Origin of the sequence: Zhongshania aquatica (genome assembly GCF_027257955.1) — a bacterium.
Classification (GTDB): Bacteria; Pseudomonadota; Gammaproteobacteria; order Pseudomonadales; family Spongiibacteraceae; genus Spongiibacter; species Spongiibacter aquatica.
Map to the genome: position 1 here is coordinate 1 of NZ_JANZNQ010000038.1, position 18,689 is coordinate 18,689.

Here is an 18,689-nt window from a genome sequence, read left to right on the forward strand (position 1 = left end):
AGGGGCTGTACGAATTGCGCGATGGTTGGATTAAGCTTCACCATTCTCAGTGAAACGCCCTGTGCGGATCCGCATGCAGGGTGTTGTGGGGGCTGAGGGTTAGAGACCCTTGGCTACCCGATTAAGTTTTGCTTGCATAGGATTTTAGTTCCTCAATTTTTCCGTTTAGCTCCGTCTTTGCCTGCTCGGCAGTTCTCTGCTCGCCGGGATACATTATATTTGGAGCCGATAGAGAACTTGGCAAATGTGTTTTTAGTAAATTTTCAAGTTGCTTGAGCGTGCGCTTGAATTTGACCCTTTCTTTTGGGTTAAGGAAATACTTATATATTTCGGAGGCAGTATTAATTTCCTGAAGAATCGAAGGAAAGCTAGAGGTCACTTCATTACCCCAATGAGTATTTACTTCTGGAAGTACTGATACAGCACGAATAATACTTTCACGGTAGTCATTGGATGCTTTTGCCTTTCTCGACGATCCTTCTCTCGCGGTTGCCAGCCAATGAAAAACCAAATAACCAAGTAATGGCAGGATGGCTCCTACAAGAATCCCCCAAATCGTTATGTATTCTTTTCCGCTCAAAGCACGATCCTATTGATGAAACTTAACAGTAAATTCTAATGCGTTGCGCTTTATAACTCGTGTACATAGCGAGCCTAAGCCTTGAGATGATTAAGCAGGATAATTCTATTTAAATCAGGGCGATAGTAAGCTTGAGATGGCTTTTTCATGTGCGTGCATCCTGCATTTGATGTGGAATCCCTTGGCACTGATCATAATCACTTCTAAATAAAAATCAATTACTTAAGTGAATCATATCGGGATTAGTGAGCGCAATGCTGCTGAATACGAGTTTGACAGCTTTGATATTTTTAATCACCGCGTATATGACCAGTCCTCCAGCGCTTTGTTATGGATGACGTCAGGCACCACATACCAGTACGCCCAGCGCGTTTTATTGACCAATTACGGCACCATATTCGGAGCGTAGGGCTGTCTTACCGCACCGAGCAAACCTATGTTTATTGGGTCAAGCACTTCATTTATTTTCACAACAAACAGCACCCCAAAGACCTTGGTGCACGGCATATCGAAGCGTTTTTAAATCATTTGGCAATAAATCGCCATTGCGCAGTGGCGACGCAGAAAGTTGCACTGAATGCACTGAATGCACTGACATATCTATACAGGCGATTTTCGGATTAGCCTTAGAGGACTTGGCATATACGCAAGCACGCGCTTCAAGGCGATTGCCGGTGGTCTATAGCCGTAGCGAAATAGAATCAATTCTAGTTCAGCTTCGTGCCCCCAAAGATTAATGGTCGCGTTACTTTATGGAAGTGGTTTACGAAGTGCTGAGTTATGGGCGCTTCGCATCAAAGATATCGATTTTAGTAGCAACAACATTATCGTGCGCTCAGGTATTTTTAGACGGCATCATTTGCACCCGACAGCGCTAGGAAGACATGTTCGCCAACTGGAATACCCTCTGCAAATATACTCAAAAAATGCCCGTAAAAAAGGCGACCATGCGGCCGCCAAAAGAGAGATGTTCGAAAGAGATTAACCTAGGCGGATTGAGTGACCGGAGTCTACGGTATATACGCCGCCACTCATGAAGCTAGCAGCATCGCTTGATAGCAGCAGTAGCTGACCATCTAGTTCCTCCAGCTTTCCTAAACGGCTTAAAGGCAAACCAGCTACGTCTTTCTGACCTGCTTCAGTAGCGTAATAATCTGCAGTAAGATCTGTTAAAAAATAGCCCGGAGCGATGGCGTTAACACGCACATTGTGTGGCGCCAGCTCTTGGGCCATGCTCCGCGTTAAATGATCTACCGCGGCTTTGGACGAGGAATAATGCGCTAAACCAGGGAAGGTCCTAGTACCGCAGATAGAGGAAATATTAACTATACTCCCCGCTATTCCGGCCGCAACCATACGCTGAGCGGCTTCTTGCCCCAAGTTGAAAACACCCTTTACGTTCACGTCTAGTACGTGATCCCAAACGGCCTCTTCCATTTCTAGGAAGGGTTGACCACCTGTTGCACCTGCGTTACAGACAACAACAGCAGGGACACCTGCCAGCTCTTCAGCCTTATCTAGTGCACGCTTGACTGAAGCTCTATCGGTGACGTCCATTTCGACGGCGTAGGCCTTACCGCCGTTGGCTTGTATCTTAGCGGCAAGATTTTCCAGTCGATCCACACGACGGGCCGTGCAGATAACAACCGCGCCGTAGGCGGCAAGCACTTCTGCGAAATGTTCACCAAGACCACTAGACGCACCGCTTACCAGTGCGACTTTACCTGTTAAATCTAAAATATTTTTTTTCATAATAACGCCTTAAGCCGGCACATTAATATTGAATGCGCTTAGTGAATCCACCGTCTACAACAATGTTCGCGCCTGTGGTGAAGCTGGATATTGGGCTTAATAACAGCGCCACATGAACACAGACCTCTTCTACCGCGGCCATACGACCCATCGGGATAGCAGAAACAGTTGCATCATATATCTCTGGCATACTGGCTTTAATCTGATCCCACGCACCGTCTTTTATAAACACAGGGCCAGGGCTTACGCTGTTAACACGGATGCCTTGCGCAGCATGTACATTTGCTAGATTGCCAAAATAATTAAGCATGCCTGCTTTAAACGTGCCAAAAGGTACGGCTCCGGCGAACGCCTCTAAGGCGGCGGTAGACGAAATATTAACAATTGATGGCGACGCAGAATTCTCTAAATGCGGTAACACTGCTTGTACAGTTTTCCACACTGAGAGCACATCGGTTTCGAAATTCATTCTCCAACCCGACTCTTCCGCATCAGCCCCGCCCGCGCTTACGTTCGATACAAAACCATCAACACCGCCAAGTTCCTTTGCCGAATTTTCGACCCAGGCAGTAAGTGAATCTGTATCTTTCACATCGACGACAGATCCGTAGGCCTTCACGCCCAAAGATTTAATCTCTTTGACCGCGGCGGCTACTTCGTCGGCATTTCTGGCACAAATACTGATATTCGCGCCTTCAGAGGCAAGATATTTACCCACAGCCAAGCCAATGCCCTTAGACGCACCGGTTATCAAAATAACTTTATCTTTTAATTTAAGATCCATGACGTACTCCTTCTGATACTTATTTTTGAGATAGTTGGGCGAAACGAGCCAGATGAAAATCGCGACTTCCGAACTGACTATTTATTGCTGCAATACGTTTAAAGTAATGACCAATTTTTAACTCATCGGTGGTGCCAATACCGCCATGTAACTGAATTGCGTTATGGGCAATGAACTTACCCGCGCTGGCAACCTTGGCTTTTAAGGCGGCTAAAGTAAGTTCCGCATCTGCATCGCTATGGTCGAGCTTCCACGCGGTGGCTAACATGAGCGACCGGCAGAGCTCCAAGTCGATGAACATGTCAGCCATTCGGTGCCTAAGCACCTGAAACCGGGAAATAGAGCGACCAAACTGCTTGCGTTGCTTGGTGTAATCTACAGTGGCATCCACCAATGCCGACATGGCACCGACGGCCTCAGCGCAGAGCGACAAGATGCCGCGATTCACTACCGGCGCAAGTAATTCCATTGCGCTACCCTGTTCACCCAATACATTGGCGAGGGGTACATTGACGTTTGAAAAACTGAATTCGGCGGCATTACGACCATCGTAGGTTTTGTAACTGCGGCGAACACAGCCTTCCGCGTCAGCGTCTACCAGTACCAAGCTCAATCCGTCGGACTGACCTCGTTCACCCGCAGTTCGTAGCAAAACCAGCACAACATCTGCGGCAGCGCCATTTAGCACAACAGTCTTACTGCCATTTAAGAGAATGCTATCGCCAGAGACAGAAGCCGCCATCGCGACGTCGCTCATCGCATGGTGATGTTTGGTCTCAGACCAGGCAAAAGCAACTTGGCAATGCCCACTTATCAGAGCGTCTAGGTAACGTGATTTAATCTCGTCACTGGCACCCGCAGAGATAAGCTGACCGCCGAACACCACCGTTTCAAAATACGGCTCAACTACTAGGTTGACACCAAGCTGTTCGCTTAACAGCATGGTTTCTAAAGCCCCGCCACCAAAGCCACCCACCTCTTCAGCAAAGGTCATTGCCAGCCAACCTAAATCTGCAAAGGTTTGCCACTGGGTGCTGCAGTAGTTACTGTCTGACTTGACGATTTTCTGACGCGCTTCAAACTCGTAGTTTTCGTTCAAATATTTTTCAGCGCTCTCTTTGAGCATCCGCTGTTCTTCTGAAAATTCGATATACATTCAATAAATTCCTCAGAGTCCCAGCACGCGCTTAGCAATAATGTCTCGCTGAATTTCAGCCGAGCCACCGTAAATGGTCGCTGCACGATTATTTATGTACTCTGGCATGCAGGTCAGAGCGTAATCTGCGACGATGAGTTCGCCTTCAAAGTCCGGCTCTAATGCTGCGATCTGGAATGGCAGTGCCTGCGGCCCCAAGATGTCCATACTGATTTCATTAAAGCGTTGGCCAGTTTCAGTGCCGACGATTTTGCAGAGCGAAGACAGCGCGCCGGGATTACCCCCGGCATTTAATGCCCCTTTAATTCTTAGCTCGGTGTACTCCAGCGCCAAGGCATCGACCGCCACTTCGGCAAAGCGAGCATTGAATACCGAGTTATCACGCCACAAACATCCATCGGCGTCGTATTCTTCGGACGCTTGTTTGCGAATTTTGGCCATCTGTTTTTTATGGTCGATTGTGAAGTTATGTCCACCACGCTCAAACTCTAAGAGGTATTTCGCGACCTCCCAACCTTGGTTTTCTTCACCAACAAGATTAGCGACGGGAACACGAACCCCATCAAAAAACACCTGACATTGCTCGACACGCCCATCTAGGCCCACAATAGGCTCTACGGTAATGCCGTCAGTATCCATGTCGACCAGAATGAAGCTAATACCTGCTTGCGGTGCGCCCTCTTTGGAGGTGCGTACTAGACAAAAAATCTTATTGGAGTGCTGGGCATAGCTAGTCCAAATCTTTGAGCCGTTTATAAGGTAATCGTCACCATCACGCACTGCTGAGGTGCTTAAAGAAGCAAGATCAGACCCCGCACCGGGTTCAGAATAGCCTTGGCACCAAACGTCTTCACCGGAGAGCAAACGTGGCAAGTAGTGCGCTTTTTGCTCGTCGCTGCCGTAGTGAATCAACATAGGCCCCAGCATTTGTAAGCCCATAGGCAACAATGCTGGCGCGTTAGACAACTTACATTCTTCTTGGAATATATAGCGTTGATTGAGTGTCCAGCCTGTGCCGCCGTAAGCTTCAGGCCAATCTGGCGCAACCCAACCTTTTTGGTACAATTTTCGATGCCACGCCATCGTTGCATCAAAATCGGCAAACACGCTGGTCATAAGCTCACCAGCGCGTTTAAGTTCGGGCGTTAACTCTTCTTGAAGAAAGGCCCGAACCTCTGCTCTAAAATTATTATCATTCATATATTTTGCTCGACGTTCGAACATGAATTTACATTAAAACCAATCAAGATCTAATAAAACAATCTGTGTTGTTTTTTATTGTAGGCATTACATCGCAGTAATGCAATCTACTATGTTAAGTTTTTATGATTGGTTTCGTTTTTTGGCCCAAGCAAGTGACTCTGCGCTGCCTAGCCACGCTATCGCGTTCGAAAGAATCTTCTGGAATTGCGGGTTTTCATAGGCCGATGGCCCGTCACCGATTTGGATATAGACTATAGGGCTATTTTTATAGCTCTTAGCCCACGCTAAGTAGTTTGAGCCCTGCGGATGCGGCCAGTCGGCATTTGAGAACATACGCCCTAGACCTGCGTGAGCAGCCGAATAAAAATTATCGCTGATGGGAGGGTAATTACCACTAAGAAGCGGAATAACATCTTGCTCAAAGACCTCATAGAGATAGAGTTCGTCCGTCATCGAGAAGGTGTCTGGCACGCCGTCTGCCAGCGCACCCCAGGAGTGAGTCTTGGCGGTATACGTCACATCGTGACGGTAACCAGAGTCCATACACGAGCGGCCACGCAATTCGCTTGGTACATAGAGAAAACGCCCGCCGACAATCTCCGCGTATTTCGGCCATGTAGGCCAACTGGCGATAGAGTGATGCAAAAACAAAAAACCATGTCCGAGTTCAAGTAAGTCTTCAAAATCCGATACAAACTTCTCAGGCGGGTCAATGAGGCTGGGTGGCTGAGTGGTAAAATCCAGACCCGGCATATCATAGAGCACATGCACGTCGTAATCCTTGGCAAGGATCGGCGAGAACATGGCCTGGCTAGCAGGCTGCTCAACTATTGTGTAACTAACATCTTCAATGTTTTCGAATAGCTCTGCGAAAGCGTTTCTGTCATAGGGGTGCCCTTTAACAGAAATGAGCAACTTCAAATCACTCGTATAATCTATTCTGGACATGGGATTTAGCTCCTACGACTCATTGGAACGATCAGGCAATTTTCGCCAGATGACTAACAACTTCCTTTCGCAAGACATCTTTCTTAATCTTCCCAGATGCAGTTTTAGGCATTTCAAGGCGATACTCTACCCGCTCCGGCCACTTCTGCTTTGCCAGCTTCATTTGCTGAAAAAATGGAATCAGGTCTGAGAGCGTTGGCTCGCTTCCATCGCGGGTTACCAACAGCGCACACACGCCCTCACCCAGACGCTCATGGGGCATAGACACCACCGCAGCCTCTAACACCAAGGGATGCTTATAGAGCACATCTTCTATTTCTCTGGCAGACAAATTTTCACCGCCGCGAATGATGATGTCCTTTTTCCTGTCAGTTATTACAATCGCCCCTTCGGGGGTGATATGCCCGATATCTCCAGTATGGAAGTAGCCGTCGCTATCTACCGATTCTGCGGTTTGCTCAGCCTCGCCGTAGCCCTTCATCATTGCTGGGCCTTTCACAATTATTTCGCCATCACCACCCAGAGCAAGCTCACCGCCCTGCTCATCGATAATTTTAACGTCCCAGTTGTATATTCTACCGTCGGTATTGGCGGCTAAACTCAACTCGTCATCACCGATAAAGCCCACCGATATGAGTGGTGCTTCGGTACAGCCATAAACACGAAAAGCGCGGCAATTTTCTAACACATCTCTTGTTGCCGTAATTAAATTAGGAGGCACCGCTGCGCCACCACAGGCAAAACCGCGCAGGCTAGGAAGGCGCTGCTGGGTACTTTTTGATTTTTCCACTAACTCTTGTAAAAACGGAGTAGCACTAACGCAGAAGGTCGCATTAATACGAGTGATATAGCTCATCGCATCGTCCACGTTCCAACGCTCCATAAAGGCAGCCTTAGCGTCGCTTAGAAATGGAAGCTCGATGCCATTGGCGTAGCCAGTGATATGTGTTACCGGTGACGGCATCAACATGATGTCATCCTCACCAAGATGCCAACCGTCTACACCATTGAAGATAGCATGCGCTAGTGAGTCATGACTGTGATACACCGCCTTAGCTCTACCAGTAGTGCCTGAGGTATACATAATAAGTTTGGTATCAGTCGGCAAGATTTCCACTCGTTCAAGTCTGCCCTGCCCAGCAGCATCCTCTACCAAGTTAATGAGCGATGTATAGCTAATAGTATCGCCAGAGTCTTCATCTGCAGCACGAACAAGAATGACATGTTCCAGAAGGGGTAATGACTGCTTCATTTCAGCAATCATTTCTTGGTAATCAAAATTACGATAACTATCGGGTATGAATATCGCTTTAGCGCCACAATCAGCAAGGATATGCTGCACTTCGTTAGCGCGGTAAATTGGCACAATTGGATTCAGCACTACACCCAACCAGCAACAAGCGATATCTATCGCTACGGTTTCCCGCCAATTCGGCAATTGAAAACTAAGAACATCGCCTTTTCCCAAACCCAGCCGGTGCAAGCCCGCTGCCAACGCCATCGCTTCGGAGAATATTGAGCCATAGCGAATTGGCGCGTCGTGCTCTAAGAAAATGGCAATATCGTCACCACATTCCGCTGCCTTTTCTTCGGCTCGAACCGCGAAACTCTTAAAATCCCGAACACTTTTTTGCTGCGTTACTGACATTGGCTTACCCATAATGTTGACCTAACTTACACTTTTACCAGCTGCTTACCGATATTTTCACCGCGGAATAATCCTTTCAAGGCCAACGGACATGACGCAATTCCTTCCATACAAGACTCTTGAACTTTAAGATTTCCGTTATCAATCAAGGCACCTATTTCCTCAAGTGCAGCAGGAAACTCCTCAGCGTAATCGAGCACCAAGAAGCCCTGCATAACAGCACGACGAATAACCAGCTGCATATAATTTTTGGGACCAGGGGGTAAATCTACTTTGCCGTAACCACTGGATATACCGCCGCACAAAGTAATGCGTCCACCGACTTTTAAATTAACTAAAACGTCGTCTAAAATCGGGCCGCCAACATTGTCAAAGAAAACATCGATGCTATTTTTACAAAGCCGTGCCAAGCCATCCGCTACTGACTCGTTTTTATAATCAATCGCCGCAGAAAAGCCCAAGTCATCTACCAGCCATTTACACTTTTCTGCGCCACCGGCAATACCGATAACACGAGCACCACGCAGCTTTGCCAACTGCCCAGCAATTGAGCCAGTAGCCCCGCCCGCCCCAGACACCACAACAACATCGCCAGCCTTAACTTGGGCAACACGGAGCATGCCGAAGAAGGCGGTTAAACCGGTTAAACCCAATACATGCAGGGAATAGGAAAGGGGGTAAGACGAGGTCACTTTGCGTACTGGAAATAACTCGCTACCGTTACAGGTAGCGTATGTTTGCCAGCCCACACCGCCTTCAACAACATCGCCCGCACTAAAGCTAGGGTGTTTTGATTCGACCACGTAACCGACACCCGTGGCGCGCATTACCTCGCCTATAGCAACCGGAGGCACATAGCTAGGCACGTCGTTCAACCAACCTCTTTGCGACGGATCAACAGACAGGTATTTAACTTCAACGAGAAACTCGCCCTCAGAAATCGAAGGTATATCCTTTTCCTGAAGTGCAAAGTTTTCTTCCTCTACCTCTCCTTCAGGACGGCTGCGTAATATCCACTGAGTGTTCTTCATATCAAACCCTGCTGCTTGTTGATAACTCTAAAAAAGGGGTGGATGTACCACCCAAAGTGGAGTTTCCAAGACCTATTTATTAGCGAAATCGCTACGCTCTGGGTCTTTAAGACTGGGCAAACCGATATCACTTAAAAGTTGTAGCTCACCTCTGCCGCAATGGTTCGACGTGCACCATAAGACGCAAAATTCATGACGCCGGGCGCGTGAAAACCCGATGCAATATATTTTTCATCTGTTAGGTTTTTTCCTTGAAGGGCTATCGACCATGTTTCGGAGTTATCCGTCCATCGCACACTTGCGTTGTACAAAACCAACTCATCAACACGTCCTACTGGGTGATTGCGGGTATCGGTGTCGCGCTCATCTGTATACGTCGCCACTAAATTAATCGTGCTATATCCTGCGCCGACGTTAAAGTCGTACGCCGCACCCACAGAAGCCTGTACCTCAGGCGCGTTTCTAAGCGACAAACCACTGGCATCTTCCTGACCGTTAGATGGATCAGCATCGACATCAAAAAAGAAATCTTGATACTCGGCATCTAGGTAACTGAATGTGGTATTAAACGTAAGACCAGGGAGAGGCACAGCAACTAACTCAAGTTCCATACCCTGTATAACCGCTTCCGCCGCGTTCTCTACACGGGTCACTACATTAGCTCCAACGTAGTTTAGTTGGTCAACCTGTAGGTCTTTATAGTCATTGTAGAAAACTGCCATATTGGCTCTGAGCTTTCCTTCCAGCCAATCGGTCTTGGCACCGACTTCCCACGTATCAACCACCTCAGGATCGTAGGGGCCAATATCTTCAAGGAAACTGATACGCGCATTGAAACCACCTGACTTAAATCCGCGTGCTTGATACGCGTATAGCATCGCATCGTCATTTATCTGCCAGTCAAAACCTAAGCGCCAACCTATATTTTCCCAGTGATCTTTCCCCTCAGCTGGTGTCTCAGCAACAATAGCGCCGGACGATCCCGTCTGATTCAAAACATAGAGTTCTTTTTCTTGGTAGGTGTAGCGAAGCCCTAACTGCAAGCGAACGCTGCCGGTTAAATCATAATAGCCCTGCGCAAAAAAGGAGTATGACTCGTCATCTTGCTCTGGATAAATAAACGTCTCATATTCAGGCAAGGCCGCGTCAAACGCGGTGAGATCTGAGAAGGAGTCCAGTTGCCAGTTTTGGAAGAAGTAATAGAATCCCGTTGTTAACTCAAAGCGGTCGGTAACATTTGTATTGGCACGTAATTCCTGCGACATCTGACGGTTATTCGTTACACGATGAGTGTCGAATAAGGACTCGGGAGAGCCATCCTGGTCAGTCCACTCATCGAGTTCAAAATCACGATAGTTGGTAATAGAGGTTAAAGTCGTGTTTTCGAAGTCCCAGTTCATGGTCAGTGTTACGCCACCAATATCGTAATCAGAGGCATCTTTTACCTGAACAGCAGTTCGATAATCCTCTTTATCAGATAATGATTTAGAGTAATTGGGTACGTACAGCGCCATATCTGAGGTGGCGTAATTCATTACAACAGGCGAGCCATTGCGCCCCCGGCCGTATTCAAACTGTAAATTGGCATCAAAGTTTTCGGCGCCGATATATGACAAGTAGGCGCGCGCAGAAAGGACATCTTGTCCGCCTCGATCAGCACCATTCTGAACATCGGTGTAGAAGCCATCAAACGTCTTTTGCATCACTGCGATTTTACTCAGTAGAACATCGTCTACCAGAGGTATGTTAATTGCTAATGCGGCGTCTCGACGACCGTAATTCCCGGCACTAATCTTTGCCGTGCCGCCAAACTCAGGCTCTGGCTTTTTTGTAGTGACATTAACAACACCACCGATAGTGTTAGCACCGAATAAGGTACCTTGTGGCCCACGTAATATTTCCAGCTGTTCAATATCGAATAAATCCAATAAGGCCGTGGTATTACTTCCCTGATAAACGCCGTCTACAACAACACCCACAGAAGGATCAATAAAACCATCCGCCTCCTGAACACCAATACCTCGAATACTAATCGCAGCGGTCATGCCCGAGTTCACAACACTCGTTACAACTAAGCTAGGAACGGTGCCGCTTATATCTTTTAAGTCTAAAGCAAACTGGCGCTCTAAATTATTTCCCGTTAGCGCAGTCACTGCGACAGGCGATTCTTGAAGGCTTTCCTCCTTTTTCTGCGCCGTGACCAGAACCTCTTCGATTGTATTTCTAATATTTTCGTTCTGGGCGCTGGCACTAGTTGCACACAGTAAGACGCTTGCACCTGCGGTATGGCAAACAAGCTGACGAACAGACACTGCCAAGAATTTTTTCTTAAATCTGAAAGACATAATTTTCACTCCAAAAGGCATAAATATTATTAGATTTATAATTTCGTATAAAAAAACGATCATACTTGTTTTTTATTGTAGAGTGAGTAAGTATACCCAACAAAGGCCAAAAATAAACAGCCTTTTACGAATTTATCTCAATAAGAAAAATTAATGCGCTTTAGCGGAGTTTCCCTTATGACCACTTCAACCTCTAATTCAACGAAGCTACTTAATCCAGGCGAGGCTCGTTGTCCCGGCCCGTCTACCCGAGACATTATTCAGAGCGACAAGGATCACGCCAAAGATCATCTAACCGAGGAGTCGTATACATTCTTAGGAGATAAAGATATTCCATTTAGTCGTTACACTGATCCGGCATTTTTTAAGCAAGAACAGGATTCTATGTGGATGAAGGTCTGGCAATGGGCCTGTCGAGAGGAAGACATTCCCGAAGTAGGCGACTACACGGTATATGACATTATCGATAAGTCCGTACTTATTGTCCGCACCGCAAACGATGGTATAAGAGCATATGCTAACGCCTGCCTGCATAGAGGAACGCAATTAAAGCCCTCAGACAGTTGTGGCCGCAGCAAAGAGCTCCGTTGTCCATTTCATGGCTTCACATGGTCTTTGGAAGGTAAAATTACCGACATTCCATGCCAGTGGGATTTCCCACATATAAATGAAGAGGAGTTTTCCCTACCGCAATTAAAACTCGAATGTTGGAATGGCTTTGTTTTCATCAATTTCGATCAAGACGCGCAGCCACTATCAGAGTACTTAAACGTGCTTCCTGAGCATTTTCGGCACTGGGATTTTAAAAATAAATTTACCGCCATGTATGTGCGGAAGAGATTGCCCGCTAACTGGAAGGCCTGCATAGAGGCATTTCTAGAGTCATATCACGTGCTAGAAACACACCCCCAAGGTATTTCTACGGTGGGCGACGCTAATACCCAATATGACACTTACGGTGACCATGTATCGCGTTTCGTACATTTAGTGGGTTACCCAAGCCCCCACCTCGATTCACAACCTGATCAGCAGGGAATACTTGATGCACTTTTTGCAGAATCTGTTGTGGAAGGCGCCCAATCACAGCAACACAACCTTGTTGTAACACCAGGTGATACGGCGCGACGGGTGTTTGCAGAACATATGCAAACGGTACTCGGTGACGCCTACGACCGTGATTTCTCGCACTTAAGCGTAAGTGAAACAATAGACGCTATCGAGTATTCAGTATTTCCGAACACCTGTTTTTTTCCGTCTTTACTGTTCCCCATGGTTTATCGTTTTCGACCTGACGGCAACAATCCTGACAATACAATCTTCGATCTACTCTACCTACAACCACTACCCGACTCTGGTAAGGTTCCCGACCCAGCAGAGCCATTTGAGCTAAACGAGCGCCAGTCATTTCACGAGGTACCTGGCTTCGATCCGGGCTTGGCGACGATCTACGACCAAGACACCGGCAACCTACTCAGTCAGCAAAAGGGTTTTAAATCATCGCTGAAGAAGGGCGAGACCCTAGGAAACTATCAGGAAGTTAGAATTCGCCAACTTCATATGACATTAGACAAATACCTCAGCGGGAGACAATCATGATTCAGGGTGCCCACCACATCGCCATTTCTACACCGAACCTCGAACGTATTCTTGGTTTTTACCGCGACTTGATGGGGTTCAAACAGGTTTCAGACGCTAAATGGCAACTAGGTACAGAGCTTATCAATAGCGTACTGGATCTACCTGACTGCGCGGCGAGACAGGTTATGCTGCGGGGAAAAAATCTGTGTATTGAAATCTTTGAATTCTCGGAACCAACAGTCACTGACAAACATATACGGCGATCAGTAAGTAAGCCGGGACTGACTCATATGTGCTTTGACGTGACAGAAATAGACAAAGAATACGCCAGATTAAAGGCTGCGGGCATTGAGTTTCATGCTCCACCTCAAGACTTCGGCGCAGTAAAAGCAACCTATGGCCGCGACCCGGATGGCAATGTGTTTGAGCTACAAGAAATTGTTGATCAAGATGCGCCGGATCGACTTTTTAGCTAATGCGAAACGCTGAGTATTACCAACAACACTCAGCGTTATTTTCATGAAAAATTACTACGCCCCCTGCCCAGAAGGATAAGGTTTCGCTAACACGCCGCCATCAACATACATTTGGTGGCCGGTCATAAAGCTAGACTCATCGGATGCTAAAAACAGACAGGCATTAGCCACTTCATCTACCGTTGCGATACGATTCAGAGGCTGCATACCCGCGTAAATACGTTCCAATGCTTCTGGATCGTCAGCGCTATGCAGATACTGTTGCAACAGTGGCGTATAGGTCGCCGCAGGATGAACAGAGTTACACCGAATATTGTATCCCATCTCTCCACAATGCAGGGCCACCGTTTTAGTTACCGCGTCTTGTGCGGCCTTGGCCGCACCATAGCAAGTAAATAACGGGCCGGGCCGAATACTTTCGACGGACGAGATATTCACAATCGCACCACCGCCGGACTTTTTCATACTGGCAATAGCATACTTACAGCCTAGAAACGCACCCTCTCCGTGCACGCGCATATGGTCGCGCCACTCATCTATATCCACATCCTCAATACTACCGGGACGAGAGATACCTGCACTTTGAATGAGAATATCTAAACCCGACGACGCAGCGTCAATCTCTGCCATGGTGGCCAGCCATTGTTCATTATCGCAAACATCAAGGTGTACAAAATGGATGTTCGCGCTTTTTGCTGCCAGTGCTTCCCCCTTTACGGTATCAATATCACCGACATAAACCCGCGCGCCCTCTTGGGCTAAACGAAGCACAATACCCGCACCAATTCCGTCGGCACCACCTGTTACTAAGGCCGTTTTATTTGTAAACCGCATTCAAACCTCCCTACTGCGCCGTCCAGCCACCGTCTACTGGTAATAGAGTTCCGGTGTTAAATGACGACAAATCTGAGGCAAGAAACATCACCGCATTTGCCACTTCTTCGGGCGTGCCAAGCCGCTTCATTGCATGTAAAGACGCAAGAGAATCAAGATCATCTACGGTGCTCAATACCAGCGGTGTTGCAACATTACCAGGACATACCGCATTGATTCGAATAGGCGTATTTGCATATTCAACCGCCGCGGTTCTCGTCATCCCCGCTACCGCGAATTTGCTTGTTACATAAAACGATGCACCAGGATAAACACGCTGAGACAAGGCCGATGCCATATTCACGATACAACCGCTATTCTGTTTCAGCATCACTTGCAACTCAGCTCGCATACACAGCCATACGCCCTTTAGATTGACGCCCATGACACGGTCGTAGTCCTCTTCAAGGGTTTCAGCAACGGGCCGAATCGGCGCAGAAATGCCGGCATTATTTACCGCCACATCGACACGGCCCCATGTTGCTACTGTTTGGTCGATCATTGACTGTACATCTGACGCCTTACTCACATCGCCATGTAACGCCAAGGTTTCTGCACCTAAGGCCGTGAGTTCTGCTATCGCAGTAGCAACGGCCTTCTCTGACAAATCAGCAACGGCAATTTTCGCCCCAGCCTTTGCAAATCCGATCGCACAGCCCAAGCCTAAACCTGCACCCGCTCCAGTAATAAATACAATCTTATTTTTAAAATCGAACATGACTCATCTCCTTAGCAGGAATTACCGCCGTCAACCATATAGACGCCGCCAGTACAGTAACTAGAGTCTTCACTTGCCAAAAACAACATCATGCCACTAATTTCATCCGGTCTGCCGTAGCGGCCCAATGGCGTGACCTTCTCGATTTGATCTTTAAACATGCCGCTATTACCGGGCGCATAACCGTCTTCTATTGACCGCATCATTCTGGTATCTAATGCCCCCGGATTAACGGTATTCACGCGGATATTAAACGGCGCAAATTCCTTGGCAGCACAGCGCATTAAACCAATGACGGCGTGCTTGCTGGTATTGTAAGGCATCATATTCGGGCTGCCCTGAACACCGGCTCCGGAGGACGTGATAATGATGCTACCCCCCTCTTCTTTCATTGCCGACAAAACCGCTTTTAAGCCCAACCATACGCCGCTAACATTAATTGACATGACGCGCTGAAAATCTTCAAAGGAACAGCCTTGAATAGGTGAAATTTTTCCTTCTATACCGGCATTCGCGACAAAAACATCTAGGCGACCAAAGCGCTGCAAAGTCGCTTCAACCATCTTAAGATTGTCATCTTCGGAGCTTACATCCGCTTTTATATAGGCAAACTCGCCGGACAAGGTCTGAGAAAACGCAGACAAACTATCTACGTCCCAGTCTGCCATCATGACCTTGGCGCCTTCTTTTAGAAATCGCTGAACCGCAGCCTTACCTACCTCACCTGCAGCGCCAGTAATTAATACAACCTTATCAATTAATCTCATAAGAACCCCTTCATTCTCGGACCATTATTTATAAATTATTGTGACTAGAAATCAGCCCCTTAAACTTCGCCCGCCGCGACCATGGCATCAAAGATATCCGTCCCCAGCGGGTTTCGACGCAAGGTAAGACCGCCATTTACCTGCATATTTTGGCCGGTCATAAAGCACTCGTCAGACGCAAGGAACACAGCCGCTGCGGCTATGTCTTCACTGGTGCCAACACGGCCTAGTGGGTAACACTTGCGAAAGGTTTCTACCAAGGCTCCGCTTTGCATCGCGTCAGATGTCATTGGTGTATCGGTTAATCCCGGCGAGATACTATTCGCTCGTATGCCTTTTTCGCCATATTGATTCGCAACGCAGCGCACAACATGATCTATCCCTGCCTTTGTGCCCATATAGGCTGCGTGGTCATCTAGCATAATAGTCGCTGTTGCCGACGAAATCTGTATAATCGAACCGCCTGTTGCATCCATGACATGAAGCAATTTTTGAAGCCACAGAAAGGGGCCTTTAAACTGCAAATCAATAATGCGATCTAAGTCTTCCTCTGAATTTTCAGTAAAAGGAACAAGCAGTCCCCAACCAGTGCAATTTAGGGCTATGTCGACACGCCCATGACGCTCGACAATGGTATTAAACATCGCATCAATTGACGACTTGTTACACAGATCACAATAGACCCAGTCACCATTGATTTCTTCAGCCAAGGCTTTCAGGTTTTCTTCATTACGCCCAGAGACAATAACTGTTGCACCCTCTTCGGCAAAACGACGAGCAATGACTTGCCCCATATTCCCGACACCGGCGGCGCCTATGATAGAGGCGATTTTACCCTGCAGTTTTCCCATAAGAATAACTCCAATATTTTTCTACACATTCAGTAATATAGACATTTAAAGCGAGAATTTACCTTGTCAAAATACAAATATCGCTTCCGATTTTCTTATCTTTTTTATGATCAATGACGTTAATAAATCATCGTTATATCCGTTACGGACTAACCTCAGAATCAACAAAATAAACAGCCCACCTAGCTCACGCAGGCAGGCTGACACTTATTTAGCTTTAGTCAAAACGATAAGTTAGTTGAACAGCTAAGGTTCTAGGTAAGGATGTGAAGCCCATTTGATCGGCATATTCACCACCTGCTGCTGGCGTACTAGGACCATCGACAACACCGGAGACAATATGCTCGTCGGTCAAGTTCTTACCTAAGAGCTGAACTTCCCACTTACGCCCCTCTCCTGCAAGAGAAATACTGGTGTTCAAGGTAGTGTAGCTATCTCTCATCGCATGTGGGTTAGCAAAACCTGATGCGTTGTACTCATCAGAGTAAATACCATCTATCGCTATGCCGTATTCCCAACCGTTCTGCAAATAATTGCTATAACTTACGCCGAAGGACGCGGATAACTCTGGCGCCATAGCCGTTGATTCACCGCTAATATCCTGACCAGGTGTGCCGTTAGTGCCTGGAACTGTACTAGTACATCCTTGCGCTGCAGTTTGGCCGGCCCAGCAGGGTGCAATAAAGTTAGCATACTCGGCATTGTTGTATGCCAAAGATCCGCGTACCGACAAACCGGGAACCGACATTGGCGCAAACTCTGCGTCTACTTCAATACCTTTGGTTTTCGCGGTACCTGCATTAAGCGTAATAAATGCGAAGGTTGGCGAGTTAAAGAAGTCAACTTGCAGATCATCGTATTCGAAATTGTACACCGCCAAATTCAAGCGCAATTGGTTATCAAGCAATGTTGATTTTAAGCCCGCTTCAAAACCAGCAGCCGTTTCCGGTTCAAACAAAAAGTCAGATTCTGAGCCGCCCATAAAGTCGGCAGAGTAAATGCCACTGTTAGAGAAACCACCAGACTTATAGGCTGTTTTATAAGAAATATACGCTAGGGCATCATCAAGAACCTGCCAGCTCAACGTCGCCTCTGGAGACAATTCCTCGAAACTTTGATCACCCCGCGCTATTTCATTTGTCCGCCAGATTCCACCTAAACCCGAATTATTGTATGGGTGAACAAATTCAGAGTCTTTAGTTTCTTCGGTATAACGCGCACCTACACTCAGCTCAACGCGATCGGTAAATTCATAGTTAACTTGAAAGAACGGTGAAATAGTTTCCCCATCGGTGAAGCTTTTCTTCTGACTACCAACATAAACCAGAGATGGGTCTGATACGCTACTATCCATCAATCCGCTCAATGATACGTACTGATCAAATTTACGTTCGGTTTTCTGATATAAAATACCCAACATAAAATTAAGCGCGCCATCAAATTCTGATGTTAGACGAAGCTCTTCCGAAAAGGCTTCCCAGGTGTTTTTCTCGGTAGCAAACGTTGCCGTTGGAATAGACTGAAAATCACCAGATAATCCAAAGGTATTTTGATTATCTTGAAAATTTGTTAGTGACGTAATAGTAAACCGTTCAAAGCTATACTCGACATTTGCCGTCAACGAATATGACTCGTATTCATTAAAAAGATCGCCATTGCTACGCGCGTAAGGCAAGCTATTTGCCAACACGGATGGCATACGATTCTGTGTAATAACAAAATTATCACCGCACTTTAAATCGGGGTTAATTCCACCAACACCACCCGGGCAGTTAAAGGCAGTGTAATTCCATGATGAATTATCAACCTCAGATTTAGTCGTCGATGCCGTAAAAATCATTGCCAACTCATCATTATTAACCCGGCGATCAAAAGTATCTGATATAATGCGCGAATGGACGAAAAAATTGATGCAAGAAAATTATCCTTAGAAGTTCTTGAAGAAAAACGCCGACAGGCGCATCGACTTCGGAAACGCG

Annotated in this window: 18 protein-coding genes; 4 read left to right on the forward strand and 14 right to left on the reverse strand. The window is 47.0% G+C overall.

Translation table 11 applies throughout. The annotated features are described in order from the left end of the window. Window positions 1-121: 121 nt before the first annotated feature. Window positions 122-580 (reverse strand): hypothetical protein, encoded by a 459-nt coding sequence (locus O9X78_RS19095; RefSeq protein ID WP_269621330.1) that lies wholly within the window; start codon window positions 578-580, stop codon window positions 122-124. Window positions 581-910: 330 nt separating this feature from the next. On the opposite strand from O9X78_RS19095, the gene O9X78_RS19100 reads away from it, so the two are divergent. Then, the gene (locus tag O9X78_RS19100; protein WP_269621331.1) at window positions 911-1,204 is read left to right on the forward strand and encodes a site-specific integrase; all 294 of its coding nucleotides are present in this window, start codon (window positions 911-913) and stop codon (window positions 1,202-1,204) included. 112 nt (window positions 1,205-1,316) lie between these two features. Next, window positions 1,317-1,565, forward strand: coding sequence for a tyrosine-type recombinase/integrase (locus O9X78_RS19105; RefSeq protein ID WP_269621332.1), 249 nt, complete (start codon window positions 1,317-1,319; stop codon window positions 1,563-1,565). Here O9X78_RS19105 and O9X78_RS19110 read toward each other — a convergent pair. The 8 genes from O9X78_RS19110 to O9X78_RS19145 form a co-directional block, all read right to left on the reverse strand. Next, window positions 1,562-2,332 (reverse strand): SDR family NAD(P)-dependent oxidoreductase, encoded by a 771-nt coding sequence (locus O9X78_RS19110; RefSeq protein WP_269621334.1) that lies wholly within the window; start codon window positions 2,330-2,332, stop codon window positions 1,562-1,564. The two genes, O9X78_RS19105 and O9X78_RS19110, sit on opposite strands and share 4 nt — an antisense overlap. Window positions 2,333-2,354: 22 nt before the next feature. Next, window positions 2,355-3,116 carry an SDR family NAD(P)-dependent oxidoreductase gene (locus O9X78_RS19115; protein ID WP_269621335.1) on the reverse strand — a complete coding sequence of 254 codons (762 nt, stop codon included), beginning with the start codon at window positions 3,114-3,116 and terminating at the stop codon, window positions 2,355-2,357. Window positions 3,117-3,135: 19 nt separating this feature from the next. Then, window positions 3,136-4,272: an acyl-CoA dehydrogenase family protein gene (locus O9X78_RS19120; RefSeq protein WP_269621336.1), complete on the reverse strand. Its 1,137-nt coding sequence runs from the start codon at window positions 4,270-4,272 to the stop codon at window positions 3,136-3,138. A 12-nt stretch (window positions 4,273-4,284) separates the two neighbouring features. Next, window positions 4,285-5,472, reverse strand: a complete 1,188-nt coding sequence (locus O9X78_RS19125) for an acyl-CoA dehydrogenase family protein (protein WP_269621337.1) — start codon at window positions 5,470-5,472, stop codon at window positions 4,285-4,287. 123 nt (window positions 5,473-5,595) lie between these two features. Continuing rightward, window positions 5,596-6,423, reverse strand: a complete 828-nt coding sequence (locus tag O9X78_RS19130) for a ThuA domain-containing protein (protein ID WP_269621338.1) — start codon at window positions 6,421-6,423, stop codon at window positions 5,596-5,598. Window positions 6,424-6,454: 31 nt separating this feature from the next. Further along, on the reverse strand, window positions 6,455-8,083 hold the full coding sequence (locus O9X78_RS19135) for an AMP-binding protein (protein ID WP_269621339.1): 1,629 nt from the start codon (window positions 8,081-8,083) through the stop codon (window positions 6,455-6,457). A 14-nt stretch (window positions 8,084-8,097) separates the two neighbouring features. Next, window positions 8,098-9,102, reverse strand: coding sequence for an NADP-dependent oxidoreductase (locus O9X78_RS19140; protein WP_269621340.1), 1,005 nt, complete (start codon window positions 9,100-9,102; stop codon window positions 8,098-8,100). A 131-nt stretch (window positions 9,103-9,233) separates the two neighbouring features. After that, window positions 9,234-11,447, reverse strand: coding sequence for a TonB-dependent receptor (locus O9X78_RS19145; RefSeq protein ID WP_269621341.1), 2,214 nt, complete (start codon window positions 11,445-11,447; stop codon window positions 9,234-9,236). Between the two features lie 177 nt (window positions 11,448-11,624). Here O9X78_RS19145 and O9X78_RS19150 point away from each other — a divergent pair, with 177 nt between their 5' ends. Both O9X78_RS19150 and O9X78_RS19155 read left to right on the forward strand, forming a co-directional pair. Further along, on the forward strand, window positions 11,625-13,043 hold the full coding sequence (locus O9X78_RS19150) for an aromatic ring-hydroxylating oxygenase subunit alpha (RefSeq protein ID WP_269621342.1): 1,419 nt from the start codon (window positions 11,625-11,627) through the stop codon (window positions 13,041-13,043). Next, window positions 13,040-13,501 carry a VOC family protein gene (locus O9X78_RS19155; protein WP_269621343.1) on the forward strand — a complete coding sequence of 154 codons (462 nt, stop codon included), beginning with the start codon at window positions 13,040-13,042 and terminating at the stop codon, window positions 13,499-13,501. The genes O9X78_RS19150 and O9X78_RS19155 overlap by 4 nt, the downstream gene beginning before the upstream one ends. 54 nt (window positions 13,502-13,555) lie before the next feature. Here O9X78_RS19155 and O9X78_RS19160 read toward each other — a convergent pair whose 3' ends face one another. The 5 genes from O9X78_RS19160 to O9X78_RS19180 all read right to left on the reverse strand — a co-directional run bounded on the left by O9X78_RS19160 (window position 13,556) and on the right by O9X78_RS19180 (window position 18,550). Continuing rightward, window positions 13,556-14,335, reverse strand: coding sequence for an SDR family oxidoreductase (locus O9X78_RS19160; protein ID WP_269621344.1), 780 nt, complete (start codon window positions 14,333-14,335; stop codon window positions 13,556-13,558). 10 nt (window positions 14,336-14,345) lie between these two features. After that, window positions 14,346-15,092, reverse strand: coding sequence for an SDR family NAD(P)-dependent oxidoreductase (locus O9X78_RS19165; RefSeq protein WP_269621345.1), 747 nt, complete (start codon window positions 15,090-15,092; stop codon window positions 14,346-14,348). Window positions 15,093-15,103: 11 nt separating this feature from the next. Further along, window positions 15,104-15,859, reverse strand: coding sequence for an SDR family NAD(P)-dependent oxidoreductase (locus tag O9X78_RS19170; RefSeq protein ID WP_269621346.1), 756 nt, complete (start codon window positions 15,857-15,859; stop codon window positions 15,104-15,106). 59 nt (window positions 15,860-15,918) lie between these two features. Beyond that, entirely contained in the window at window positions 15,919-16,710 is a 792-nt protein-coding gene (locus O9X78_RS19175; RefSeq protein WP_269621347.1) for an SDR family NAD(P)-dependent oxidoreductase, read from the reverse strand. 217 nt (window positions 16,711-16,927) lie between these two features. Further along, complete coding sequence (locus tag O9X78_RS19180; protein WP_269621348.1) at window positions 16,928-18,550, reverse strand: TonB-dependent receptor; 1,623 nt, start codon at window positions 18,548-18,550, stop codon at window positions 16,928-16,930. Window positions 18,551-18,689: the final 139 nt, after the last annotated feature.

Bases quoted from the DNA above. Each gene is read 5' to 3' on its own strand.
- O9X78_RS19105 (WP_269621332.1), top strand. From the start codon at position 1,317: ATGGTCGCGTTACTTTATGGAAGTGGTTTACGAAGTGCTGAGTTATGG.
- O9X78_RS19100 (WP_269621331.1), top strand. From the start codon at position 911: ATGGATGACGTCAGGCACCACATACCAGTACGCCCAGCGCGTTTTATT.
- O9X78_RS19135 (WP_269621339.1), bottom strand. From the start codon at position 8,083: ATGGGTAAGCCAATGTCAGTAACGCAGCAAAAAAGTGTTCGGGATTTT.
- O9X78_RS19170 (WP_269621346.1), bottom strand. From the start codon at position 15,859: ATGAGATTAATTGATAAGGTTGTATTAATTACTGGCGCTGCAGGTGAG.
- O9X78_RS19115 (WP_269621335.1), bottom strand. From the start codon at position 3,116: ATGGATCTTAAATTAAAAGATAAAGTTATTTTGATAACCGGTGCGTCT.
- O9X78_RS19175 (WP_269621347.1), bottom strand. From the start codon at position 16,710: ATGGGAAAACTGCAGGGTAAAATCGCCTCTATCATAGGCGCCGCCGGT.
- O9X78_RS19150 (WP_269621342.1), top strand. From the start codon at position 11,625: ATGACCACTTCAACCTCTAATTCAACGAAGCTACTTAATCCAGGCGAG.
- O9X78_RS19120 (WP_269621336.1), bottom strand. From the start codon at position 4,272: ATGTATATCGAATTTTCAGAAGAACAGCGGATGCTCAAAGAGAGCGCT.
- O9X78_RS19145 (WP_269621341.1), bottom strand. From the start codon at position 11,447: ATGTCTTTCAGATTTAAGAAAAAATTCTTGGCAGTGTCTGTTCGTCAG.
- O9X78_RS19130 (WP_269621338.1), bottom strand. From the start codon at position 6,423: ATGTCCAGAATAGATTATACGAGTGATTTGAAGTTGCTCATTTCTGTT.
- O9X78_RS19110 (WP_269621334.1), bottom strand. From the start codon at position 2,332: ATGAAAAAAAATATTTTAGATTTAACAGGTAAAGTCGCACTGGTAAGC.
- O9X78_RS19160 (WP_269621344.1), bottom strand. From the start codon at position 14,335: ATGCGGTTTACAAATAAAACGGCCTTAGTAACAGGTGGTGCCGACGGA.
- O9X78_RS19140 (WP_269621340.1), bottom strand. From the start codon at position 9,102: ATGAAGAACACTCAGTGGATATTACGCAGCCGTCCTGAAGGAGAGGTA.
- O9X78_RS19125 (WP_269621337.1), bottom strand. From the start codon at position 5,472: ATGAATGATAATAATTTTAGAGCAGAGGTTCGGGCCTTTCTTCAAGAA.
- O9X78_RS19155 (WP_269621343.1), top strand. From the start codon at position 13,040: ATGATTCAGGGTGCCCACCACATCGCCATTTCTACACCGAACCTCGAA.
- O9X78_RS19165 (WP_269621345.1), bottom strand. From the start codon at position 15,092: ATGTTCGATTTTAAAAATAAGATTGTATTTATTACTGGAGCGGGTGCA.
- O9X78_RS19180 (WP_269621348.1), bottom strand. From the start codon at position 18,550: ATGATTTTTACGGCATCGACGACTAAATCTGAGGTTGATAATTCATCA.